Origin of the sequence: Kitasatospora sp. CB01950 (assembly GCF_001905465.1) — a bacterium.
Lineage (GTDB): Bacteria > Actinomycetota > Actinomycetes > Streptomycetales > Streptomycetaceae > Kitasatospora.
The window spans coordinates 216,298-234,177 of record NZ_LISX01000010.1; the positions used below are offsets into that span (position 1 = coordinate 216,298).

14 protein-coding genes are annotated in these 17,880 nt (G+C 72.8%); 8 read left to right on the forward strand and 6 right to left on the reverse strand.

Annotated elements, in window-relative coordinates:
• Positions 1-68 precede the first annotated feature (68 nt).
• Positions 69-2,915 carry a preprotein translocase subunit SecA gene (secA, locus tag AMK19_RS24900; protein ID WP_443135038.1) on the reverse strand — a complete coding sequence of 949 codons (2,847 nt, stop codon included), beginning with the start codon at positions 2,913-2,915 and terminating at the stop codon, positions 69-71.
• 147 nt (positions 2,916-3,062) lie between these two features.
• Here secA and AMK19_RS24905 point away from each other — a divergent pair, with 147 nt between their 5' ends.
• Positions 3,063-4,229 (forward strand): winged helix-turn-helix domain-containing protein, encoded by a 1,167-nt coding sequence (locus AMK19_RS24905; protein WP_073815437.1) that lies wholly within the window; start codon positions 3,063-3,065, stop codon positions 4,227-4,229.
• A gap of 18 nt (positions 4,230-4,247) precedes the next feature.
• Here the strand turns inward: AMK19_RS24905 and AMK19_RS24910 are convergent, their stop codons facing one another.
• Positions 4,248-4,961 (reverse strand): response regulator, encoded by a 714-nt coding sequence (locus tag AMK19_RS24910; protein WP_073815440.1) that lies wholly within the window; start codon positions 4,959-4,961, stop codon positions 4,248-4,250.
• Between the two features lie 185 nt (positions 4,962-5,146).
• Positions 5,147-5,839, reverse strand: a complete 693-nt coding sequence (gene hpf, locus AMK19_RS24915; protein WP_073815442.1) for a ribosome hibernation-promoting factor, HPF/YfiA family — start codon at positions 5,837-5,839, stop codon at positions 5,147-5,149.
• Positions 5,840-6,208: 369 nt separating this feature from the next.
• Between hpf and AMK19_RS24920 the strand changes: the two genes are divergently transcribed.
• Positions 6,209-6,988 (forward strand): ComF family protein, encoded by a 780-nt coding sequence (locus AMK19_RS24920; protein ID WP_073815444.1) that lies wholly within the window; start codon positions 6,209-6,211, stop codon positions 6,986-6,988.
• On the opposite strand, the gene AMK19_RS24925 is transcribed toward AMK19_RS24920, so the two are convergent.
• The 3 genes from AMK19_RS24925 to mtrA are packed head-to-tail and all read right to left on the reverse strand — an operon-like array spanning position 6,972 to position 11,594.
• The gene (locus AMK19_RS24925) at positions 6,972-8,834 is read right to left on the reverse strand and encodes an LpqB family beta-propeller domain-containing protein (RefSeq protein WP_073815446.1); all 1,863 of its coding nucleotides are present in this window, start codon (positions 8,832-8,834) and stop codon (positions 6,972-6,974) included. The genes AMK19_RS24920 and AMK19_RS24925 overlap by 17 nt on opposite strands.
• Positions 8,809-10,914, reverse strand: coding sequence for an MtrAB system histidine kinase MtrB (mtrB, locus tag AMK19_RS24930; RefSeq protein WP_073815448.1), 2,106 nt, complete (start codon positions 10,912-10,914; stop codon positions 8,809-8,811). The genes AMK19_RS24925 and mtrB overlap by 26 nt, the downstream gene beginning before the upstream one ends.
• Positions 10,915-10,916: 2 nt before the next feature.
• Positions 10,917-11,594, reverse strand: coding sequence for an MtrAB system response regulator MtrA (mtrA, locus tag AMK19_RS24935; RefSeq protein WP_030459579.1), 678 nt, complete (start codon positions 11,592-11,594; stop codon positions 10,917-10,919).
• Positions 11,595-12,021: 427 nt separating this feature from the next.
• On the opposite strand from mtrA, the gene AMK19_RS24940 reads away from it, so the two are divergent.
• From AMK19_RS24940 to AMK19_RS24965, 6 genes are all read left to right on the forward strand, one after another.
• Positions 12,022-12,918, forward strand: a complete 897-nt coding sequence (locus AMK19_RS24940; RefSeq protein ID WP_073815451.1) for a glycerophosphoryl diester phosphodiesterase membrane domain-containing protein — start codon at positions 12,022-12,024, stop codon at positions 12,916-12,918.
• Between the two features lie 5 nt (positions 12,919-12,923).
• On the forward strand, positions 12,924-13,598 hold the full coding sequence (locus AMK19_RS24945) for a DUF4129 domain-containing protein (protein WP_073815453.1): 675 nt from the start codon (positions 12,924-12,926) through the stop codon (positions 13,596-13,598).
• Entirely contained in the window at positions 13,595-14,833 is a 1,239-nt protein-coding gene (locus tag AMK19_RS38215; protein ID WP_083647325.1) for a DUF4350 domain-containing protein, read from the forward strand. The genes AMK19_RS24945 and AMK19_RS38215 overlap by 4 nt, the downstream gene beginning before the upstream one ends.
• The gene (locus AMK19_RS24955) at positions 14,812-15,816 is read left to right on the forward strand and encodes an AAA family ATPase (RefSeq protein WP_073815454.1); all 1,005 of its coding nucleotides are present in this window, start codon (positions 14,812-14,814) and stop codon (positions 15,814-15,816) included. The genes AMK19_RS38215 and AMK19_RS24955 overlap by 22 nt, the downstream gene beginning before the upstream one ends.
• Before the next feature lie 105 nt (positions 15,817-15,921).
• Positions 15,922-17,235, forward strand: coding sequence for a DUF58 domain-containing protein (locus AMK19_RS24960; protein WP_073815456.1), 1,314 nt, complete (start codon positions 15,922-15,924; stop codon positions 17,233-17,235).
• Between the two features lie 89 nt (positions 17,236-17,324).
• Positions 17,325-17,798: a hypothetical protein gene (locus AMK19_RS24965; protein WP_073815458.1), complete on the forward strand. Its 474-nt coding sequence runs from the start codon at positions 17,325-17,327 to the stop codon at positions 17,796-17,798.
• Positions 17,799-17,880 lie beyond the last annotated feature (82 nt).

Below are 17,880 nucleotides of genomic sequence, written 5' to 3' on the forward strand. Positions count from 1 at the left end.
GGCCCCGGAAAGCGGCGGGGCACCACCCCCGGGAAGGAGGTGGCGCCCCGTCACATCGACGCTGCGGGTCAGCCCTTGCGGCGCCGGCCCTTCGCGGCCTTGGCGGCCTTGCGGCGCTCGGCGCGGGTCAGGCCGTCCCCGTCGGGAACGAGGCCCTCCTCGTCGAAGTCGCCCTCGACCACGCCGCCGCCGATCTCGTCGGACGGGGCGGTGTAGTGCAGCTTCTTGCGCTCGGGGGCCTCCAGGCCCTTGGCGCGGATCTCCGGGCGGGCCGCCGGGATGGCGTCCTTCTCCAGCTTCTCCAGCAGCACCTGCTCGTCGTCCGGCACCGGGACCTCCTCGACCTGCTGCTCGACCTGGACCTCCAGGTTGAACAGGTAGCCGACGGACTCCTCCTTGATGCCCTCCATCATCGCGGAGAACAGGTCGAAGCCCTCGCGCTGGTACTCGACCAGCGGGTCGCGCTGGGCGTAGGCGCGCAGCGCGATGCCCTCCTGGAGGTAGTCCATCTCGTAGAGGTGCTCGCGCCAGCGGCGGTCCAGCACCGAGAGGACGACGCGGCGCTCCAGCTCACGCATGATCTGGTCGCCGAGCTGGTCCTCGCGCCGGCCGTAGGCGGCCTGCACGTCCTCCTGGATGACCTTGGTGAGGTACTCGGTGGTGACGCCGCCGTTCTCCGCGGCCTCCTCCTCCAGCTCGTCGAGGTCGAGCGAGACCGGGTAGAGCTGCTTGAGCGCCGTCCACAGCTTGTCGAGGTCCCAGTCGTCCTCGAAGCCCTCGCCGGTGGCGGCGTTGACGTACGCGGCGACGGTGTCGTCCATGAAGTGGCCGACCTGCTCCTGCAGGTCCTCGCCCTCCAGGACGCGGCGGCGCTCGCCGTAGATGACCTCGCGCTGGCGGTTGAGGACCTCGTCGTACTTGAGGACGTTCTTGCGGATCTCGAAGTTCTGCTGCTCGACCTGGGTCTGCGCGGAGGCGATGGCGCGGGTGACCATCTTCGACTCGATCGGCACGTCCTCGGGGACGTTCGCCATGGAGAGCACGCGCTCGACCATGCCGGCCTTGAACAGGCGCATCAGGTCGTCGCCCAGCGACAGGTAGAACCGGGACTCGCCCGGGTCGCCCTGACGGCCGGAGCGGCCGCGCAGCTGGTTGTCGATCCGGCGGGACTCGTGGCGCTCGGTGCCCAGGACGTACAGGCCACCGATGTCCTGCACCTCCTCCTGCTCGGCCTTGACCGCGACCTTGGCCTTCTCCATCGCGGCCGGCAGCGCGCTCTCGTACTCCTCCGGGGTGTCCTCCGGAGTGACGCCGCGCTGGGCGAGCTCGGCGGCGGCCAGGTGCTCGGGGTTGCCGCCGAGCATGATGTCGGTGCCGCGGCCGGCCATGTTGGTGGCGACGGTGACGGCGCCCTTGCGGCCGGCCTGGGCGACGATCTGCGCCTCGCGCTCGTGGTGCTTGGCGTTCAGCACCTCGTGCGGGATGCCGCGCTTGCGCAGCTCCTGCGACAGGTACTCGGACTTCGCGACCGACACGGTGCCGACCAGCACCGGCTGGCCCTTCTCGTGGCGCTCGGCGATGTCCTCGACCACGGCGGCGAACTTGGCCGGCTCGGACTTGTAGATGAGGTCCGGCTGGTCGATCCGCTTCGGCGTCTTGTTGGTCGGGATCGGGACGACGCCCAGCTTGTAGATCTGGTGGAACTCGGCCGCCTCGGTGGTGCCGGTGCCGGTCATGCCGGACAGCTTGCCGTACAGGCGGAAGAAGTTCTGCAGGGTGATGGTGGCCAGCGTCTGGTTCTCGTTCTGGACCTCGACGCCTTCCTTGGCCTCGATCGCCTGGTGCATGCCCTCGTTGTAGCGGCGGCCCGCCAGGATACGGCCGGTGTGCTCGTCGACGATCATGACCTCGCCGTTGATCACGACGTAGTCCTTGTCCGCCTTGTAGAGCTCCTTCGCCTTGATGGCGTTGTTCAGGAAGCCGACCAGCGGGGTGTTCACCGACTCGTAGAGGTTGTCGATGCCCAGGTAGTCCTCGACCCGGGTCACGCCCTCCTCGAGGATGCCGACGGTGCGCTTCTTCTCGTCGACCTCGTAGTCGCGCTCGATCTTGAGGCGCTGGACCAGCTTGGCGAAGTCGGCGTACCACTTGGTCGCCTGGTCGGCCGGGCCGGAGATGATCAGCGGGGTACGGGCCTCGTCGATCAGGATCGAGTCGACCTCGTCGACGATCGCGAAGTTGTGGCCGCGCTGCACCAGTTCGTCCTGCGACCACGCCATGTTGTCGCGCAGGTAGTCGAAGCCGAACTCGTTGTTGGTGCCGTACGTGATGTCCATCCCGTACTGCTTCTTGCGCTCGGCCGGCGACATGTTCGCCAGGATCACGCCGACTTCGAGGCCCAGGAAGCGGTGCACCCGGCCCATCCACTCCGAGTCGCGCTCGGCGAGGTAGTCGTTGACGGTGATCAGGTGTACGCCCTTGCCGGTCAGCGCGTTCAGGTACGCCGGCAGGGTGCCGACCAGGGTCTTGCCCTCGCCGGTGCGCATCTCGGCGACGTGGCCGTGGTGCAGCGCGGCGCCGCCCATGATCTGCACGTCGTAATGGCGCTGGCCCAGGACGCGCTTCGCGGCCTCCCGGACGGTCGCGAAGGCCTCGGGGAGGAGGTCGTCCAAGGTCTCCCCGTCGGCGAGCCGGGCCTTGTACTCGTCGGTCAGTGCGCGCAGCTCGTCGTCGGTGAGGTTGACGAAGTCCTCTTCGATCGAGTTGACCTGGGCGGCAATCCGCTGCAGCTTGCGGAGGATCTTGCCCTCGCCTGCGCGCAGGATCTTGTCGAAGACGGACACGTGAGCGGGCTCCTTGCCTGGATCGGCTCTGGATTGGTGACGGAGGGGAGTCCACCCCACCGTACGGGCCATCGTATGCGAGGAGGCCGAGCCCCCGGGAGGTCCGTCAGCACGCTATTCCTGTGTCACCCCTGGGGGCACATCGGCCGAAGCAGGGTACAAACGGTCAAAGCGCTCGGGCGTGGCCGGGCTGTCAGTGCCCTGCTCTAGCCTCGCCCCATGGCCGCGACCCCTGCCCCGACCGTCCGGATCTCCGCCGACCACGCCCGCCGGCTCGCGCTGCGCGCCCAGGGCATGCTCGGCTCCCCCGACCGCCGCGCGGGTGCCCGCGGCGTGCTGCGCCTGCTCGGCGCCGTCCAGCTGGACACCATCTCGGTGCTGGCCCGCTCGCACGAACTGGTGCCGTACGCCCGGCTCGGCGCGGTCGGCCGCAAGCCGGTGGAGCAGGCGTACTGGGGGCACGGCACGGCCTTCGAGTACTGGTCGCACGCCGCCTGCATCCTGCCGATCGAGGAGTGGCCGCTGTTCGCGTTCCGCCGCCGCGCCAACCGGGTCAAGGGCCGGGTCTGGGGCCACCAGGTGTCGGAGGAGGTGTACGCGCAGGTCATCGACCAGCTGCGGGCCGAGGGCCCGCTGACCTCCACCCACCTGGGCGGGGCGAAGAAGACCGCCGAGTGGTGGGACTGGTCCGACACCAAGATCGCGGTGGAACGCGCGCTGGCCTTCGGCGACGTGGTGGTCACCGAGCGGCGCGGCTGGAAGCGCGTCTACGACCTCGCCGAACGGGCCGTCCCCGGCGATTTGTTCGAGCAGGACCTGTCCGACGCCGAGTGCCTGGAACGCCTGGTGGCGCAGGCCGGCACGGCCCTCGGGGTGGCCACCCGGGCCGACCTGATGGACTACCACCGCCTCAAGGGCGCCCAGGTGGACGCGGCACTGCCCGCCTCCGGCCTGGTCCCGGTCGCGGTGGAGGGCTGGTCCGCCCCCGCCTGGGCCGACCCGGCGGCCCTGGAGACCGAGCCCCGCGGCCGGCACCGCACCACCCTGCTGTCCCCGTTCGACTCACTGATCTGGGACCGCCCCCGCACCGAGCGGATCTTCGGCATGAGCCACCGCCTGGAGGCGTACACCCCCAAGCACAAGCGGGTGCACGGCTACTTCGCGATGCCGCTGCTGGCCGGCGGCCGGCTGGCCGGCCGGGTCGACCCGGCCCGCGAGGGCGCCACCCTGGTGGCCCGCCAGGTCTCGCTGGACGGCCCGCGGTCGGTGCCGGCCCTCGCCGAGGCGCTGCGCGAGGCCGCCGACTGGGTGGGCTGCTCGGACGTCCGGGTCGAGCGGCTCGACGACGAGGCGCTGCGGCCGGAACTGGAGAAGCTGCTGGGCTGACGGGCACTCAGGGGGCGCTCAGCCTATTTCGAGGATCTTTTCACGCATCGCGTAGACCACGGCCTCCATCCTGGAGTGCAGTTGCAGCTTCTCCAGGATGTTGCGCACGTGGTTCTTCACGGTGTTCTCGCTGATGAACAGCTCCTTGGCGATCTCCCGGTTGTTCATCCCGGTGGCCACCAGCTTGAGCACCTCCAGCTCCCGGTCGGTCAGCCGGGGCGCGGGCACCAGTTCCCGGTCGTCCGAGCGGCGCTGGATCATCGACTTGAACTCGGTCAGCAGCTTGGCCGCCATCGACGGGCTGATCTGCGACTGGCCGTCGGCCACCGCGCGGATCGCGGTGGCCACCTCGTCGGTGGAGATCTCCTTCAGCAGGTAGCCGGTCGCCCCCGCCTTGATCGCCTCGTAGAGGTCGGCCTCCTCGTCGCTGATCGTCAGCATGATGATCTTGGCGCTGGGCACCACGTCCTTGATCGCGGTGCACGCCTCGATACCGCTGCGCCGGGGCATCCGGACGTCCATCAGGATGATGTCGGGCAGCAGGTCGGCGGCCTTCAGCACGGCCTCCGCGCCGTCCCCCGCCTCGCCGATGACCCGGATGTCCTCCTCCTCGGCGAGCACGATCTCCAGGCCGCGGCGGAACAGTGCGTGATCGTCCACCACCAGGACCCTGATCGGCTCCGCGCGACGCGGCGGGTAGCCGGCGTCCTCCGGGCCCAGGCTCTCCCCCATCCGCTTCTCCCCCGCCCTCCGCGTGTCACCGTGACGCGCCCATCATTCCACGCCCCGGACGGCCTGTGATCACCCTGTGACGCCGAACCGCCCGGCCGGGTGACTCCCCGAACGCCGGTGACCCCGGCGGCCGTTCACGGCCACCGGGGTCACCACTTCCTCCGTTCGACGGACGCGGCCGCCGCTCACTCCTCGTCGGGGCCGTTGATCGCGCCCCCGGCCCCGGCGAAGTCGACCGCCGCGGCCTGGTCCTCCTTCAGGTGGATCACGCCGTAGTGGTAGCCGTGCCGGCGGTAGACCACGCTCGGCATGCCGCTGTCCTTCTCCTGGAACAGGTAGAAGTCGTGGCCCACCAGTTCCATCGCGTACAGCGCCTGGTCCAGCGACATCGGCGCGGCCGCGTGCGTCTTCTCGCGGACCACCAGCGGGCCGTCCCCCTCGACCTCCAGGCTGCCCGCCAGGGTCTTGCGCGGCGTGCCGTTGACGCCCTCGGTGGCCTCCGTCGCGGGCAGGGCTGCCAGCGCGGCGGTGGCCGCGGCGACGCTCAACGGGCCGCGCCCGTTGGTGCCGCCCTTCTGCACCCGGCGGCGGTCGGCGGACTTCCGCAGCTGCGCCTCCAGCTTCGCCGAGGCGAGGTCGAGCGCGGCCCACGCGTCGTTGGCGGACGCCTCGGCCCGGATCACCGGGCCCCGGCTGCGGAGGGTGATCTCCACCCGGTCGGAACGGTCGGCCTGCCGCGGGTTGTGCTCCTTGGACACCTCGACATCCAGGCTGATCGCCTTGGTGTCGAACTTCTGGACCTTCTCCAGCTTCTCGGCCACGTGCTCGCGGAACCTCTTGGGCACCTCGGTCTTGCGGCCCTTGACGACGATGTCCACGCAGAACTCCGATCCCTTGTGCTGACCGGCCCGGAGTGCGTCCCGGACCGGCGTGAGACCCAGCCGGACCAGCCGGTCACCGCCCGCCCCCGGAACACCGCCCGGGGGACCCGCGAGAACCGCCGGCCCCTTACCTCACTTCCTCCCCACCAGGAGCGTTCAAAACCCCTGGAGCCCTTATGCAACACCTCACCCGGGGATCTCGCCTCCCCAGTCGAACGAACGTACCGACAAGCGTTTGACAGTCCGGCTGTTCCTCCCTGTCTACCCTCCTACGGGTGAAACAGTGGTAAACAGCTGGACAACACGCCTGGCACCACCGACCGTATGGCTGAACTCGCCGCCCGGCGAGCGTTCCGGAGGGTTTCCGTGACGAGCCGCAGCACCGCCCACCGGCCCGGATCCGGCCCCGCACCGGTCCTCGCCGCCCTGCTCGACCTGCTGATCCCCGCCCGCTGCGCCGGCTGCGGCGACGGCCGCACCGGCCTGTGCCCGCCCTGCCGGGGCCTGCTCGACGGCACCGCCGCCGGTCCCGCCGGGCCGCTGCGCCCACCGCCCGGCCTGCCGCCGGTGCACGCCGCCGCCCCCTACGCCGGGCCGGTGCGCCAACTGCTGCTCGCCCACAAGGAACGCGGCGCGCTGCGGCTGGCCGGCCCGCTCGGCGGCGCACTGGCCGCCGCGGTCCGCTCCGCCACCGGCGCGGGCGCCGCCCCGCTGCTGCTGGTGCCGGTGCCGTCCGCGAAGGCCGCCACCCGGGCCCGCGGGCACGACCCGATGCTGCGCCTGGCCCGGGCCGCCGCCCGCGAACTGCGCCTGGGCGGGGTGGCGACGCTGGTCGCCCCGGTGCTGCGGCAGGCCCGTCCGGTCGCCGACCAGGCGGGCCTGGGCGCGGCCGAGCGGCACCGTAACCTGCACGAGGCGCTGACGGTGCCGGCCCGGCTGGCCGCCCGGCTGGCCGGGCACCGGCTGGTGCTGGTGGACGACCTGGTCACCACCGGCGCGAGCCTCGCCGAGGCGGCCCGGGCGCTGCGCGCGGCGGGCTGCCCGCCGCGGGCGGCGGCCACCGTGGCGGCGGCCGTCCGGCGCGGCCCCGGGCCGGTCCTGCGGGGCGCGCCCGCCGGGGAGGCCGGACTCAGCCCGGGTAGATGAACGCCGCGGGCGTCGCATTGCTGGTCACCGCGTGCCACTGGTTGTCCTTCAGCCGGTACACGCCGTTGCCGGACGCGGCGAGCACCGCCGGGCCGACCTGGTCGGCCTGCAACCGGGCCTCGGTGGCGGACAGCGCCGTCATCGACTCGCCGCCCTGCAACGGGGAGTCGGTGGACTGCGAGCCGTCGGTGCCCAGGAAGTGCAGCTGCTGCAGCCGGTCGGCCTCCTTGCCGAGCACCACCAGCTGATCGGTGTCGCTCCAGGAGACGGCGGCGACCTCGGCGAGCTGCGGGGCGAGCTCGCGCAGCCCGGTGATCCGGGCGGTCGGGGCGGCGGCGGTGCCGCCGTGCGTCACCAGGCCGAGCGACAGCTTGGTCTTCCCGTCGGGGCCGCGCAGCAGCAGCGCGATCCGGGCGCCGTCGGAGGAGATCCGCAGTGCCTGCACGGAGCGCTTGTCCAGCCCCTCCACCGTCACGGGGACGACGGTGGGCTCGCGCACCATCAGCACCCGGGGCGCGGCCGGGTCGCGGTCGACCAGCCACAGGTCGCCCCGGCCGTCCCAGCTGGGCGAGGCCAGGCCCTGCGGGGCGTGGCTGGAGACGATCGGCTCGCTGTACTTGTCGGACGCGGTCAGGCCGGCGCGGTACAGGTTGCGGCCGTCCTTGTCGATCACCGCGACGGCGTTGCCGTCCCGGCGGACGGCGAGCTCGCCGGGCCGCGGCTGGCCGCCCTGCGCGGGCTGCCCGAGCACCCCGGCGACCGGGACGGGCTCGGCGGCTCCCGGGCCGGGGTCCCCGCCGGGCTGGCCGTAGCGGGTGAGCCGGCCGTCGGCCAGCTGGATGTACGCCTGCATGCCGCTCTCGCCGCCGGCCAGCGCGCCCGGCGCGACCACCGCGGCGTCGGCGCTGCTGATCGCGCAGCCGCCCTTGGGCGAGGACAGTTCGAGCCGGTTCAGCTTGCCCTGCTGGTCGGCCAGGGTCTGGAAGAACTGCTGGGCCAGTTGCTGGCAGCCGGCCGGGTTCTTCCCGAGCTCGACGCCGTCCACCTTGACGGAGGCGACCCGGTTGTCGCCGGCGGTGGCGCTGAGCACCTTGACGCCTTCGATCGGGCTGGTGACCACCGGAGCGAGCCACAGCGAGGGCCCTTCGACGGTGGCCCGGGCGGCCTCGGTGAGCGGGTCTATTCGGCGGCGCAGGTAGATCGGGTCGGGCACCAGCACCGGGTTGGCCTGGACGCGTTCGCTCGGGTCGGTGACCGCGAAGAAGTACCGGTGGACCGGCTTGTAGGTGTTCTTGAAGTTGGTCAGGTCGACGATCAGGCCGTCGGGCAGTTCGTTGATCCGCCACTGTCCGGCGTCGGGGCCCTCGGCGACCTTCACGAACTTGAAGGTCTCCCCGTACTCGCTGGAGCGGGCCTGGTAGGTGTGCCGGACGTCGAGTTGCGCGACCTGCGTGCCGGTGACGTTGATCGGCACGCTGGTCTCGTCCGGCCCGGGAACGGGATGGCCCAGCCGCGGGGGTTCGGCCAGCACCACGACCTGCGCGTCGGGGCGCCAGCGCCTGGCGGCGTCCGCGGTCAGGTACTGCTTGGCGGTGTCGTAGTTGGCCTGGTCGGCGTTGGAGGAGTCGAGGAAGCCGGCCAGCAGGTCGCCGGGGCTCTCGCCCTTGTGCGGGGCGACCGGGTAGACGTGCACCTGGACGCCGTCGGCGGCGCCCTGCGGCACCTCCAGGCGGTGCGCCGCGCCGCCGGACGGCATCGCGACGCAGCCGGTGGCGGTGACCGCCAGCAGTGCCGCGCCCCCCAGGGCGCGGGTCCGCCGATCAGTCGTCCTGTCGTTCCTGTGCACCGGGGGTCCCCTCCTGGTCAATGTCGGCGCCGTCCGGTGCGGGCGGGGCCGGCTGCGTCGGGCGGCCGCCCCGGTCCACCACGATCTGTGCGCCGGTGGCACCGTATCCGGCGGCCCCGGCACGGACGTCGGACGGGTCGGCGACCGGGGCGGCGCTCGGCCGGCCCAGGCCCGGTCCGATGCTGAGCACGCCGCCGAGGCCGGAGCCGAAGGTGGAGCGCTCGTTGGTGTCCGGGGTCTCCGGAACGGCGACGGGCTCGCCGCCGCGCACCGCGCGCCGGTAGGGCGTGCCGGCCGAGGCCATGCCGCGGTTGTGCCGGGAGTCCTCGGGCTCCAGCCGGAACGGGGCCCGGGAGATCTCGCCGCCGCGGGTGCGCGGCAGGGTCAGCCGGAAGTGCGAGCCGCCCCCGGGCTCGCCCCAGGCCTGGAGCCAGCCGCCGTGCAGGTGGGCGTCCTCGACGGCGATGGACAGGCCGAGGCCGGTGCCGCCGGTGGTGCGGACCCGGGACGGGTCGGCGCGCCAGAAGCGGTGGAACACCCGGGAGGCCTCGCCGGGCTTCAGGCCGATGCCGTAGTCGCGCACGCCGACGGCGACCGCGCCTTCGCCCGCGCCGAGCCGGATCACCACGTCCCGGCCCTCGCCGTGTTCGAGCGCGTTGACCACCAGGTTGCGCAGGATCCGCTCGATCCGGCGGCTGTCGACCTCGGCGATCACCGGGGTCTCGCCGCCCCGGATCAGCACCGCGCTGCCCTTGGCGCGGGCCAGCGGGTCGGCGGCCTCCACGACGCGGGTGACGATGTCGCGCAGGTCGACGGGTTCGGCGTCCAGGATGGCCGCGCCGGCGTCGAAGCGGCTGATCTCCAGCAGGTCGGCGAGCAGCGACTCGAAGCGGTCCAGCTGGTCCTGGAGCAGCTCGGCGGAGCGGGCCGCCATCGGGTCCAGGTCCTCGCGGCTGTCGTAGATCAGGTCGGCGGCCATCCGGACGGTGGTCAGCGGGGTGCGCAGCTCGTGCGAGACGTCGGAGACGAACCGCCGCTGCACCCGGGAGAGCTCCTCCAGCTTGCGGATCTGCGCCTGCAGGCCGTTGGCCATCCGGTTGAAGGAGTCGCCGAGGCGGGCGATGTCGTCGGTGCCGGTGACCTTCATCCGCTCGTCGAAGTGCCCGGCGGCCAGCCGCTCGGAGATGCCGGCGGCCATCCGCACCGGGGTGACGACCTGGCGGACCACCAGCCAGGCGATGCAGCTCAGCAGGATGACCAGGAACAGCCCGGCGGTGGCCAGCGTCCCCATCACCAGGTTCAGGGTGCTGGTCTCCTGGTAGAAGGAGAAGACGTAGTACAGCTGGTACGGGTTGCCGTCGGGCCCGTTGAACTGCTTGCCGATCGCCAGGCCCTTGTTGTCGTCGGGCTTGGCCTGGCTGTCCGGCGAGCGGAGCAGCTTGACCGGCTGCTCGTGCGGGACGGACGGTTCGGCGGCGACCATGTCGCGCATCTCGGAGGTGATCGTGTCGGGCAGGATCGAGCCCGAGTAGCGGGCGCCGCCGCGCAGGCCGGCGCTGGCGGCCGTGTCCTCCTGGCCGCCGGGCCCGATCGCGATCACCGAGTAGACGCCGGCGCCGCCGGACGCCAGGTCGGAGACCTGCTTGGTCAGCCAGGCGTTGATCTGGTCGCGGGTCGGGTCGGCGGTCGCGCCGGCCTTGGCCTGCAGGTTGATCGCCTCGTTGATCTTGTCCTGCTCGATCTGGAAGCCGCCGATGGCCTGCCCGTGGGCGGCCTTCTGCTTGGCCTCCAGCAGGCCGGTGCGCACCTGGGCGACCACCACCACGCCGAGCACCAGCACCACCACGAAGGACAGCAGCAGCGTCGCCGCGACCACCCTCAGCTGGATCGAGCGGCGGTACAGCGACAGCACCCGGCCCACCGGGTGCCGGAACTGCCGGATCACCGGCGCGAACAGCACCGTCCACCACCGCCGCCGGCGGGGCTGCCCGGTGGTGGAACTCAGCACGTCGCCGCGCACAGCAGCCTCCCCGCCGGAGAAGTCGTCCGACGGGGAGGCGGCGGCCTGCTCCTCGCTCATCCTCAGCTGGGCCCGGCCTTGTAGCCGACGCCGCGCACGGTGACCACGATCTCCGGGCGCTCCGGGTCCTTCTCGATCTTGGAGCGCAGGCGCTGCACGTGGACGTTGACCAGGCGGGTGTCGGCCGCGTGCCGGTAGCCCCAGACCTGCTCCAGCAGCACCTCGCGGGTGAACACCTGCCAGGGCTTGCGGGCCAGCGCGACCAGCAGGTCGAACTCCAGCGGGGTCAGCGGGATGCCGCGGCCCTCGCGCTTGACCGAGTGCCCGGCGACGTCGATCACCAGGTCACCGATGGTCAACTGCTCCGGCGTGGGCTCCTCTGCCCGCCGCAGCCTGGCCCGGACCCGGGCGACCAGTTCCTTGGGCTTGAACGGCTTCGTGACGTAGTCGTCGGCACCGGACTCCAGGCCGACCACGATGTCGACCGTGTCGGTCTTCGCGGTCAGCATGACGATCGGAATGCCCGACTCGGCCCGGATCTGGCGGCATACGTCGATGCCGTCCCGTCCGGGCAGCATCAGGTCGAGCAGTACGAGGTCCGGCTTGGTCTCCCGGAAGGCGGCCAGCGCCTTGTCCCCGTCCGCGACGAAAAACGGCTCAAAACCCTCACCACGCAGCACAATGCCGAGCATCTCGGCAAGTGCGGTGTCGTCATCGACGACGAGGACACGTCCCTTCATGGCTCCATCTTCTCATCACCCCAATGTGACCTGACGCACAGCTGTTCCGTTGCCGGCCCCCCGGCCGTCGACCGAAGCAGTCATACCATCGCAAAGGTATCGGCTCCTGGGCCCTGCTCGGACCGTTGCGGATCAGCAACGGGATACCCCTGGGGTACGCGTGCGCACCATGGCACGATGTCACCCCGAAGCACCTGTTCCAGGGTGCCCCGTCGAGGAGCGTCGATTGTCCGAGACCCCGGGTTGGACTTCACCCGGTTCTCCCGAGCCAGCGCCCGGGCCGTCCGAAACCGGCCACCCGGCTCCCCCGGCCCCGCAGGCCGCCGCCACGCTCGCGCCTCCGCCTCCCGGACCGCCCGGTCCGGCCGGACCGCTCGGACCGACGCCCGGCATCATCCCGCTGCGCCCGCTCGGCTTCGTCGAACTGATGGACAGCGCGTTCGCCCTCGTCCGCACGTACTGGAAGGCCGCCTTCGGGCTGAGCCTGATCCTCGCGTGCTTCGTCGAACTCGTCCAGGCCGGCGTCTCCTGGTGGATCCACGTCTCCGGCAACTACTTCGACGCGGTGTTCTCCGCGTACTACACGGTGCCGCTCGAAATGCTGGCCGGCGTGGTCTCCACCGGCCTGCTCACCCCGATCCTCGGCAACAGCCTGATCGGCCGTGACACCACGGCCAAGCAGGCCTGGGCGCAGACCCGGCCGCGCCTCGGCCGGCTGGCGCTGCTGGCCCTGACGCACACGCTGATCATGATCGCCGTGTTCGCCGCGCCGATCGCCCCGCTGGTGGCGCTGGCCGCCCTCGGCGACCAGCCCGCCTGGCTGCTGCTCGCGGTACCCGCCGTGCTGCCCGGGATCTGGGTGTGGACCAAGCTCATCCTCGCCACTCCCGCGCTGGTCCTGGAGAAGCAGACCGTGGTCGGCGCCCTCAAGCGCTCCTGGCGCCTGGTCCGCGGCTCCTGGTGGCGGATGTTCGGCACGCTGATCGTGTTCGAGCTCTTCATCGGCCTGCTCGCCGCGGTGCTCACCGTCCCCGGCGAGCTCGTCACCTTCTTCATCGGCGCCTCGCCGTCGAACCTCGGCCACGTCTCCGACGGCGACGCCGCGATCGGCATCGGCATCATGGCGGTCTGCGGCATCCTCGCCAAGACCCTCACCATCCCGCTGGTCGGCACCCTGTTCGCGCTGCTCTACGTCGACCAGCGGATCCGCCGCGAGGCGCTCGACCTCGAACTCGCGGCCGCCGCCGGCCTGCCCGGCCACTACCTGCCCGCCGCCACTGCCACCGCGCCCGTCCCGGGCCAGTACCCTCCGCCGGGAGTCTGATCATCATGGGACTTCGGGGGGGAGGGGTGCTGCTCGCGGACAGCATCCCGGTCACCGTGCCGCGCGACGCCGCCCGCGACGCCGCACACGAAGAACTCCGCAAAGCCATCTACCACCAGCACGAACCCGGGCTGGTCGAGCGCTTCATGGACTGGCTCCAGCACCAGCTCGACCGCCTGACGGGCAGCGCCGGCGCACCGCTCGGCGGCGGCGACGGCGCCGCCCTGGTGGTGGTGCTCGTGCTGCTCGCGATCATCGCCGTGCTGCTCTGGCGACGCTACGGCCGGCCCCGCCGCGAGGCCCGCTCCAAGGGCCTGCTGTTCACCGCCGACGGCCCGCGCAGCGCCGCCCAGCACCGCGCCGACGCCGCCGCCCACGCCGCCCGCGGCGCCTGGGCCGACGCCGTCCGCGAACAGATGCGCGCCCTGGTCCGCGGCCTGGAGGAACGCACCGTCCTCGACCCGCGCCCCGGCCGCACCGCCGTCGAGGCCGCCGCCGAAGCAGGCCGCAGCCTGCCCGATCGGGCCCGTGAACTCGCCTCCGCCGCAAGGCTGTTCGACGACATCGCGTTCGGCGAGCGGACCGCCGACGAAGCGTCCTACCGGCTCCTGGCCGACCTCGACCGCGCCCTCGAACGCACCCGCCCCACGCCCGTGGCGGCCGGCGGAGGAACCGCATGACCACCACCGCACCCCCGCCCGCCACCGCCGACCCCGCCGAGCTGCCCGCCGTCGACCGGCCGGACGCCGCACCCCGCACCACCCTGCGCACCCTGTGGCGGCGCTGGCGCTGGCGGCTGGTCGCCGTCCTCGCCGTGCTGGTGGTCGGCGCCATGGTCGCCGGCATCCCCACCAGCAGCTCCTCCGGGCCGCTCGACCCGCGCTCCGGCGACCCGTCCGGCACCCGCGCCGTCGACCAGATCCTCCGGAACACGTACGGCGTCACCAGCCGCACCGCCACCACCGAGAGCGAACTCGCCGCAGCCCTGCGGGCCGACGACACCACCCTCGTCCTCACCTTCCCCGCGGAACTGACCGAGCAGGAAATCACCCGGCTCGCCGCGATCCCCCGCGGCGCCAACAGCCGGCTGGTGCTGCTCGACCCCGACCACTCCGCGCTGAACGCCTTCGCCCCCGGTGTCTCGGGTGCCTCCTACGTTCCCGAGAGCGCCGTCGTCGCCCCCGCCTGCACCCTGCCCGAGGCCGCCAACGCCGGCGCCGCCGAACTCGGCGGCGAGAGCTACCACCTCGGCGCCCACGACGTCGGCTGCTATCCGGACGCCGACGGCCGCCACAGCGTGCTCAGCCGCACCACCGACAGCCGGCAGGTGATCGTGCTCGGCAGCCGGCGGATGTTCACCAACGAACGCCTCGACCACGAGGGCAACGCCGCACTCGCCTTCGGCCTGCTCGGCGCCCACCACCAGCTGGTCTGGCAGCTCCCCGACCACGCCGTCGCCACGCCCGACGCCCCGCACGACAAGACCATCGGCGACCTCGTCCCGGCCGGCTGGAGCTGGGGCGCCCTGCAGCTCCTGTTCGCCGCCCTGCTGGCCGTCGTCTGGCGCGCCCGCCGACTCGGCCCGGTGCTCAGCGAACGGCTGCCCGCCGTGGTCCGCGCCTCCGAGACCACCGAGGGCCGCGCCCGGCTGTACCACCGCGCCAACGCCCGCGGCCACGCTGCCGAAACGTTGCGCCACGCCGCCCGCCGCCGGACCGCCACCGCCCTCGGCCTCCCGCACACCTCCGGGGACCCCGACCCGGCCGCCCTCACCGAGGCCGCCGCCGCCAGGCTCGGACGCCCCTCCGCCGACCTCCAGCAGCTGCTGTACGGCCCGGCCCCCTCCGACGACGCCGCCCTGCTGCGGCTCGCCGACGACCTCGACGACATGGAATGGCAGGTACGACAGCCGTGACCGACCAGCTCTACAAGACCGACCCCGGCCAGACCCGCGACGCCCGCGCCGCCCTCACCGGCCTGCGCGACGAGATCGGCAAGGCCGTGGTGGGCCAGGACGCCGCCGTCACCGGCCTGGTCGTCGCGCTGCTCTGCGGCGGCCACGTCCTGCTCGAAGGCGTCCCCGGCGTCGCCAAGACCCTGCTGGTCCGCACCCTCGCCACCGCCCTCGACGTCGAGACCAAGCGCATCCAGTTCACCCCCGACCTGATGCCCGGCGACGTCACCGGCTCCCTGGTCTACGACACCCGCACCGCCGAGTTCTCGTTCCAGCCCGGCCCGGTCTTCACCAACCTGCTGCTCGCCGACGAGATCAACCGGACCCCGCCGAAGACCCAGGCCTCGCTGCTGGAGGCCATGGAGGAGAAGCAGGTCACCGTCGACGGCGAACCCCGCAAGCTCCCCGACCCGTTCCTGGTCGCCGCCACCCAGAACCCCGTCGAGTACGAGGGCACCTACCCGCTGCCCGAGGCCCAGCTCGACCGCTTCCTGCTCAAGCTGGTCCTCCCGCTGCCCACCCGCGAGCAGGAGTTCCAGGTCCTCTCCCGGCACGCCGGCGGCTTCGACCCGCGCGACCTCGCCGCGGCCGGCGTCCGGCCCGTCGCCGGCCCCGCCGACCTGGCCCAGGCCCGCGCCGAGATCCGTGCCCTCACGGTCTCCCCCGAGGTCCTCGCGTACATCGTCGACCTGGTCCGCGCCACCCGGAACTCGCCCTCGCTCGCCATGGGCGTCTCCCCCCGCGGCGCCACCGCGCTGCTCAACACCTCCCGCGCCTGGGCCTGGCTGGCCGGCCGCGACTACGTCACCCCCGACGACGTCAAGGCCCTCGCCCTGCCCACCCTCCGGCACCGCATCCAGCTCCGCCCCGAGGCCGAGATGGAAGGCACCACCGCCGACAGCGTCATCCAGGCCGTCCTCGCCCAGACGCCCGCGCCGCGCTAGCCGCAACCGTCATCGCCGCCGGGGAGAGAGCACCGACTGCCTCTCCCCCGGCGGAAGTTCGGCCACCTTCGCGTCCACTGCTCCAGAAAGCGAGCCCCGCACCCCATGGCCCTGACCGGCCGCACGGCCCTCATCGCCGCCCTCGGCGCCCTCCTGGTCGGCCTCGTGCTCCCCTCCTGGACCGGCATCGGCGTGGTCATGCTGCCGCTGCTCGCCGCGATCGTCGCCGACCTGGTGCTCGCCGCCCCCGTCCGCCGCCTCACCCTCGAACGCTCCGGCGACCCCAGCGTCCGCCTCGGCGAAGCCGTCACCGTCGACCTGCTCGTCGGCAACCCGTCCCGCCGCCCGCTGCGCGCCCGGATCCGCGACGCCTGGTACCCCTCCGCCTGGGCCCCCGGCACCTCGCTCACCGCCTCCCGGCACTCCGTCACCGTCCCCGCCGGAGAACGCCGCCGCATCACCACCCGCCTCGCCCCCACCCGGCGCGGCGACCACCGCAGCGGACGAGTCACCGTCCGCTCGCTCGGCCCGCTCGGCCTGGCCGGCCGCCAGGCCGGCCTCGACGCCCCCTGGCGCGTCCGCGCACTGCCGCCGTTCGCCAGCCGCAAGCACCTCCCGTCCCGCCTCGCCCGCCTGCGCGAACTCGACGGCCGCACCTCCGTGCTGACCCGCGGTCAGGGCACCGAGTTCGACTCGCTGCGCGAGTACCTCCCCGGCGACGACGTCCGCTCCATCGACTGGCGCGCCAGCGCCCGCCGCAGCGTCGTCGCCGTCCGCACCTGGCGCCCCGAACGCGACCGGCACGTCCTCGTCGTCCTCGACACCGGCCGCACCTCCGCCGGCCGCGTCGGCGACGCCCCCCGTCTGGACGCCGCCCTCGACGCCGCGCTGCTGCTCACCGCGCTCGCCACCAAGGCCGGCGACCGGGTCGACCTGCTCGCCCACGACCGGCAGCGCCGCGCCGCCGTCGCCGGACGCTCGCCCTCGGAGATCCTCCCCGCCTTCACCGACGCGATGGCCCTCCTGGAACCCGCCCTGATCGAGACCGACCTGCGCGCCATGGTCTCCACCGCCCTCCGGATGGCCCCCCACCGCTCGCTGATCGTCCTGCTGACCGGCCTCGACGCCCACCAGATCGAGGACGGCCTGCTCCCGCAGCTCCCCCTCCTCGTCAAGCGCCACGAGGTCGTCCTCGCCTCCGTCGCCGACCCCCGCCTCGACGAGCTGGTCAACACCCCCCGCACCACCGTCCGCGACGTCTACGGCACCGCCGCCGCCGAACAGACCCGCGCCGACCGCCGTCGCACCGCAGAGCTCCTCACCCGCCACGGCATCACCGTCCTCGACGCCCCGCCCGAGTCCATCGCCCCCGCCCTCGCCGACACCTACCTCACCCTCAAGGCCGCCGGCCGCCTCTGACGCCCCCTCGGGCCCCTCCACCCCCAGCCACCGGACTCCCCGGGAGGGCTGGGGGTTTCTCTGTATCCTTCGCCGCGGAGGTGGGCGCTGTGGAGATCACCGTGCAGTGGGTCAGGACGTCCTGGACCAAGCAGTCCCGGGGCGGAGACGCCGCTGCTCGTCGCAACGCGGCCCCCGTGGGCTTCAGGATGCCGCCCGTACCCGCCTCGTCCGCGCATGTCGTCCGCATGTACGAGAAGGACTCCTTCGAGCCGCGGGAGACCCTGGAGGCGCGTCGCAGCCTCGCGGTCGGTCTCCGGGAGGCGGACGGCCGGCTGCGAGTACTTCCCCGCGTGGACCCACTGTTCGGCATTCCGCCTCGCCCACGCAGACCGCCGGCGGTGCGGCTCCAGCCCGGCCAGTGGGTGCGGTGGCAACTGAACTACCGCTTCAGCAGCGCGGCCGGGGTACGGGGCTGGTCGTACTGGATGGACACCTTCAACGTCGCCTACGGCCCTGTCGATGCCGACATCTTCCTGTCGACGCCGACCGTGTACATCGATGAGCGTGGGCCGGTGCGGTAATGCCCGGAAATGGTCCGGAAATGGTCCGGGAACGCGAAAAAGCCCCCCGCCGTGAGGCGGGGGGCTTTCCCTGAAAGATTGT

Coding starts and splice junctions, on each gene's coding strand:
- AMK19_RS24940 (WP_073815451.1), top strand. CDS start 12,022: ATGGACAGCGCGTTCGCCCTCGTCCGCACGTACTGGAAGGCCGCCTTC.
- AMK19_RS24960 (WP_073815456.1), top strand. CDS start 15,922: ATGGCCCTGACCGGCCGCACGGCCCTCATCGCCGCCCTCGGCGCCCTC.
- mtrB (WP_073815448.1), bottom strand. CDS start 10,914: ATGAGCGAGGAGCAGGCCGCCGCCTCCCCGTCGGACGACTTCTCCGGC.
- secA (WP_443135038.1), bottom strand. CDS start 2,915: ATGGCCCGTACGGTGGGGTGGACTCCCCTCCGTCACCAATCCAGAGCC.
- AMK19_RS24955 (WP_073815454.1), top strand. CDS start 14,812: ATGGCAGGTACGACAGCCGTGACCGACCAGCTCTACAAGACCGACCCC.
- AMK19_RS24910 (WP_073815440.1), bottom strand. CDS start 4,961: ATGGGGGAGAGCCTGGGCCCGGAGGACGCCGGCTACCCGCCGCGTCGC.
- AMK19_RS24945 (WP_073815453.1), top strand. CDS start 12,924: ATGGGACTTCGGGGGGGAGGGGTGCTGCTCGCGGACAGCATCCCGGTC.
- AMK19_RS24905 (WP_073815437.1), top strand. CDS start 3,063: ATGGCCGCGACCCCTGCCCCGACCGTCCGGATCTCCGCCGACCACGCC.
- AMK19_RS38215 (WP_083647325.1), top strand. CDS start 13,595: ATGACCACCACCGCACCCCCGCCCGCCACCGCCGACCCCGCCGAGCTG.
- mtrA (WP_030459579.1), bottom strand. CDS start 11,594: ATGAAGGGACGTGTCCTCGTCGTCGATGACGACACCGCACTTGCCGAG.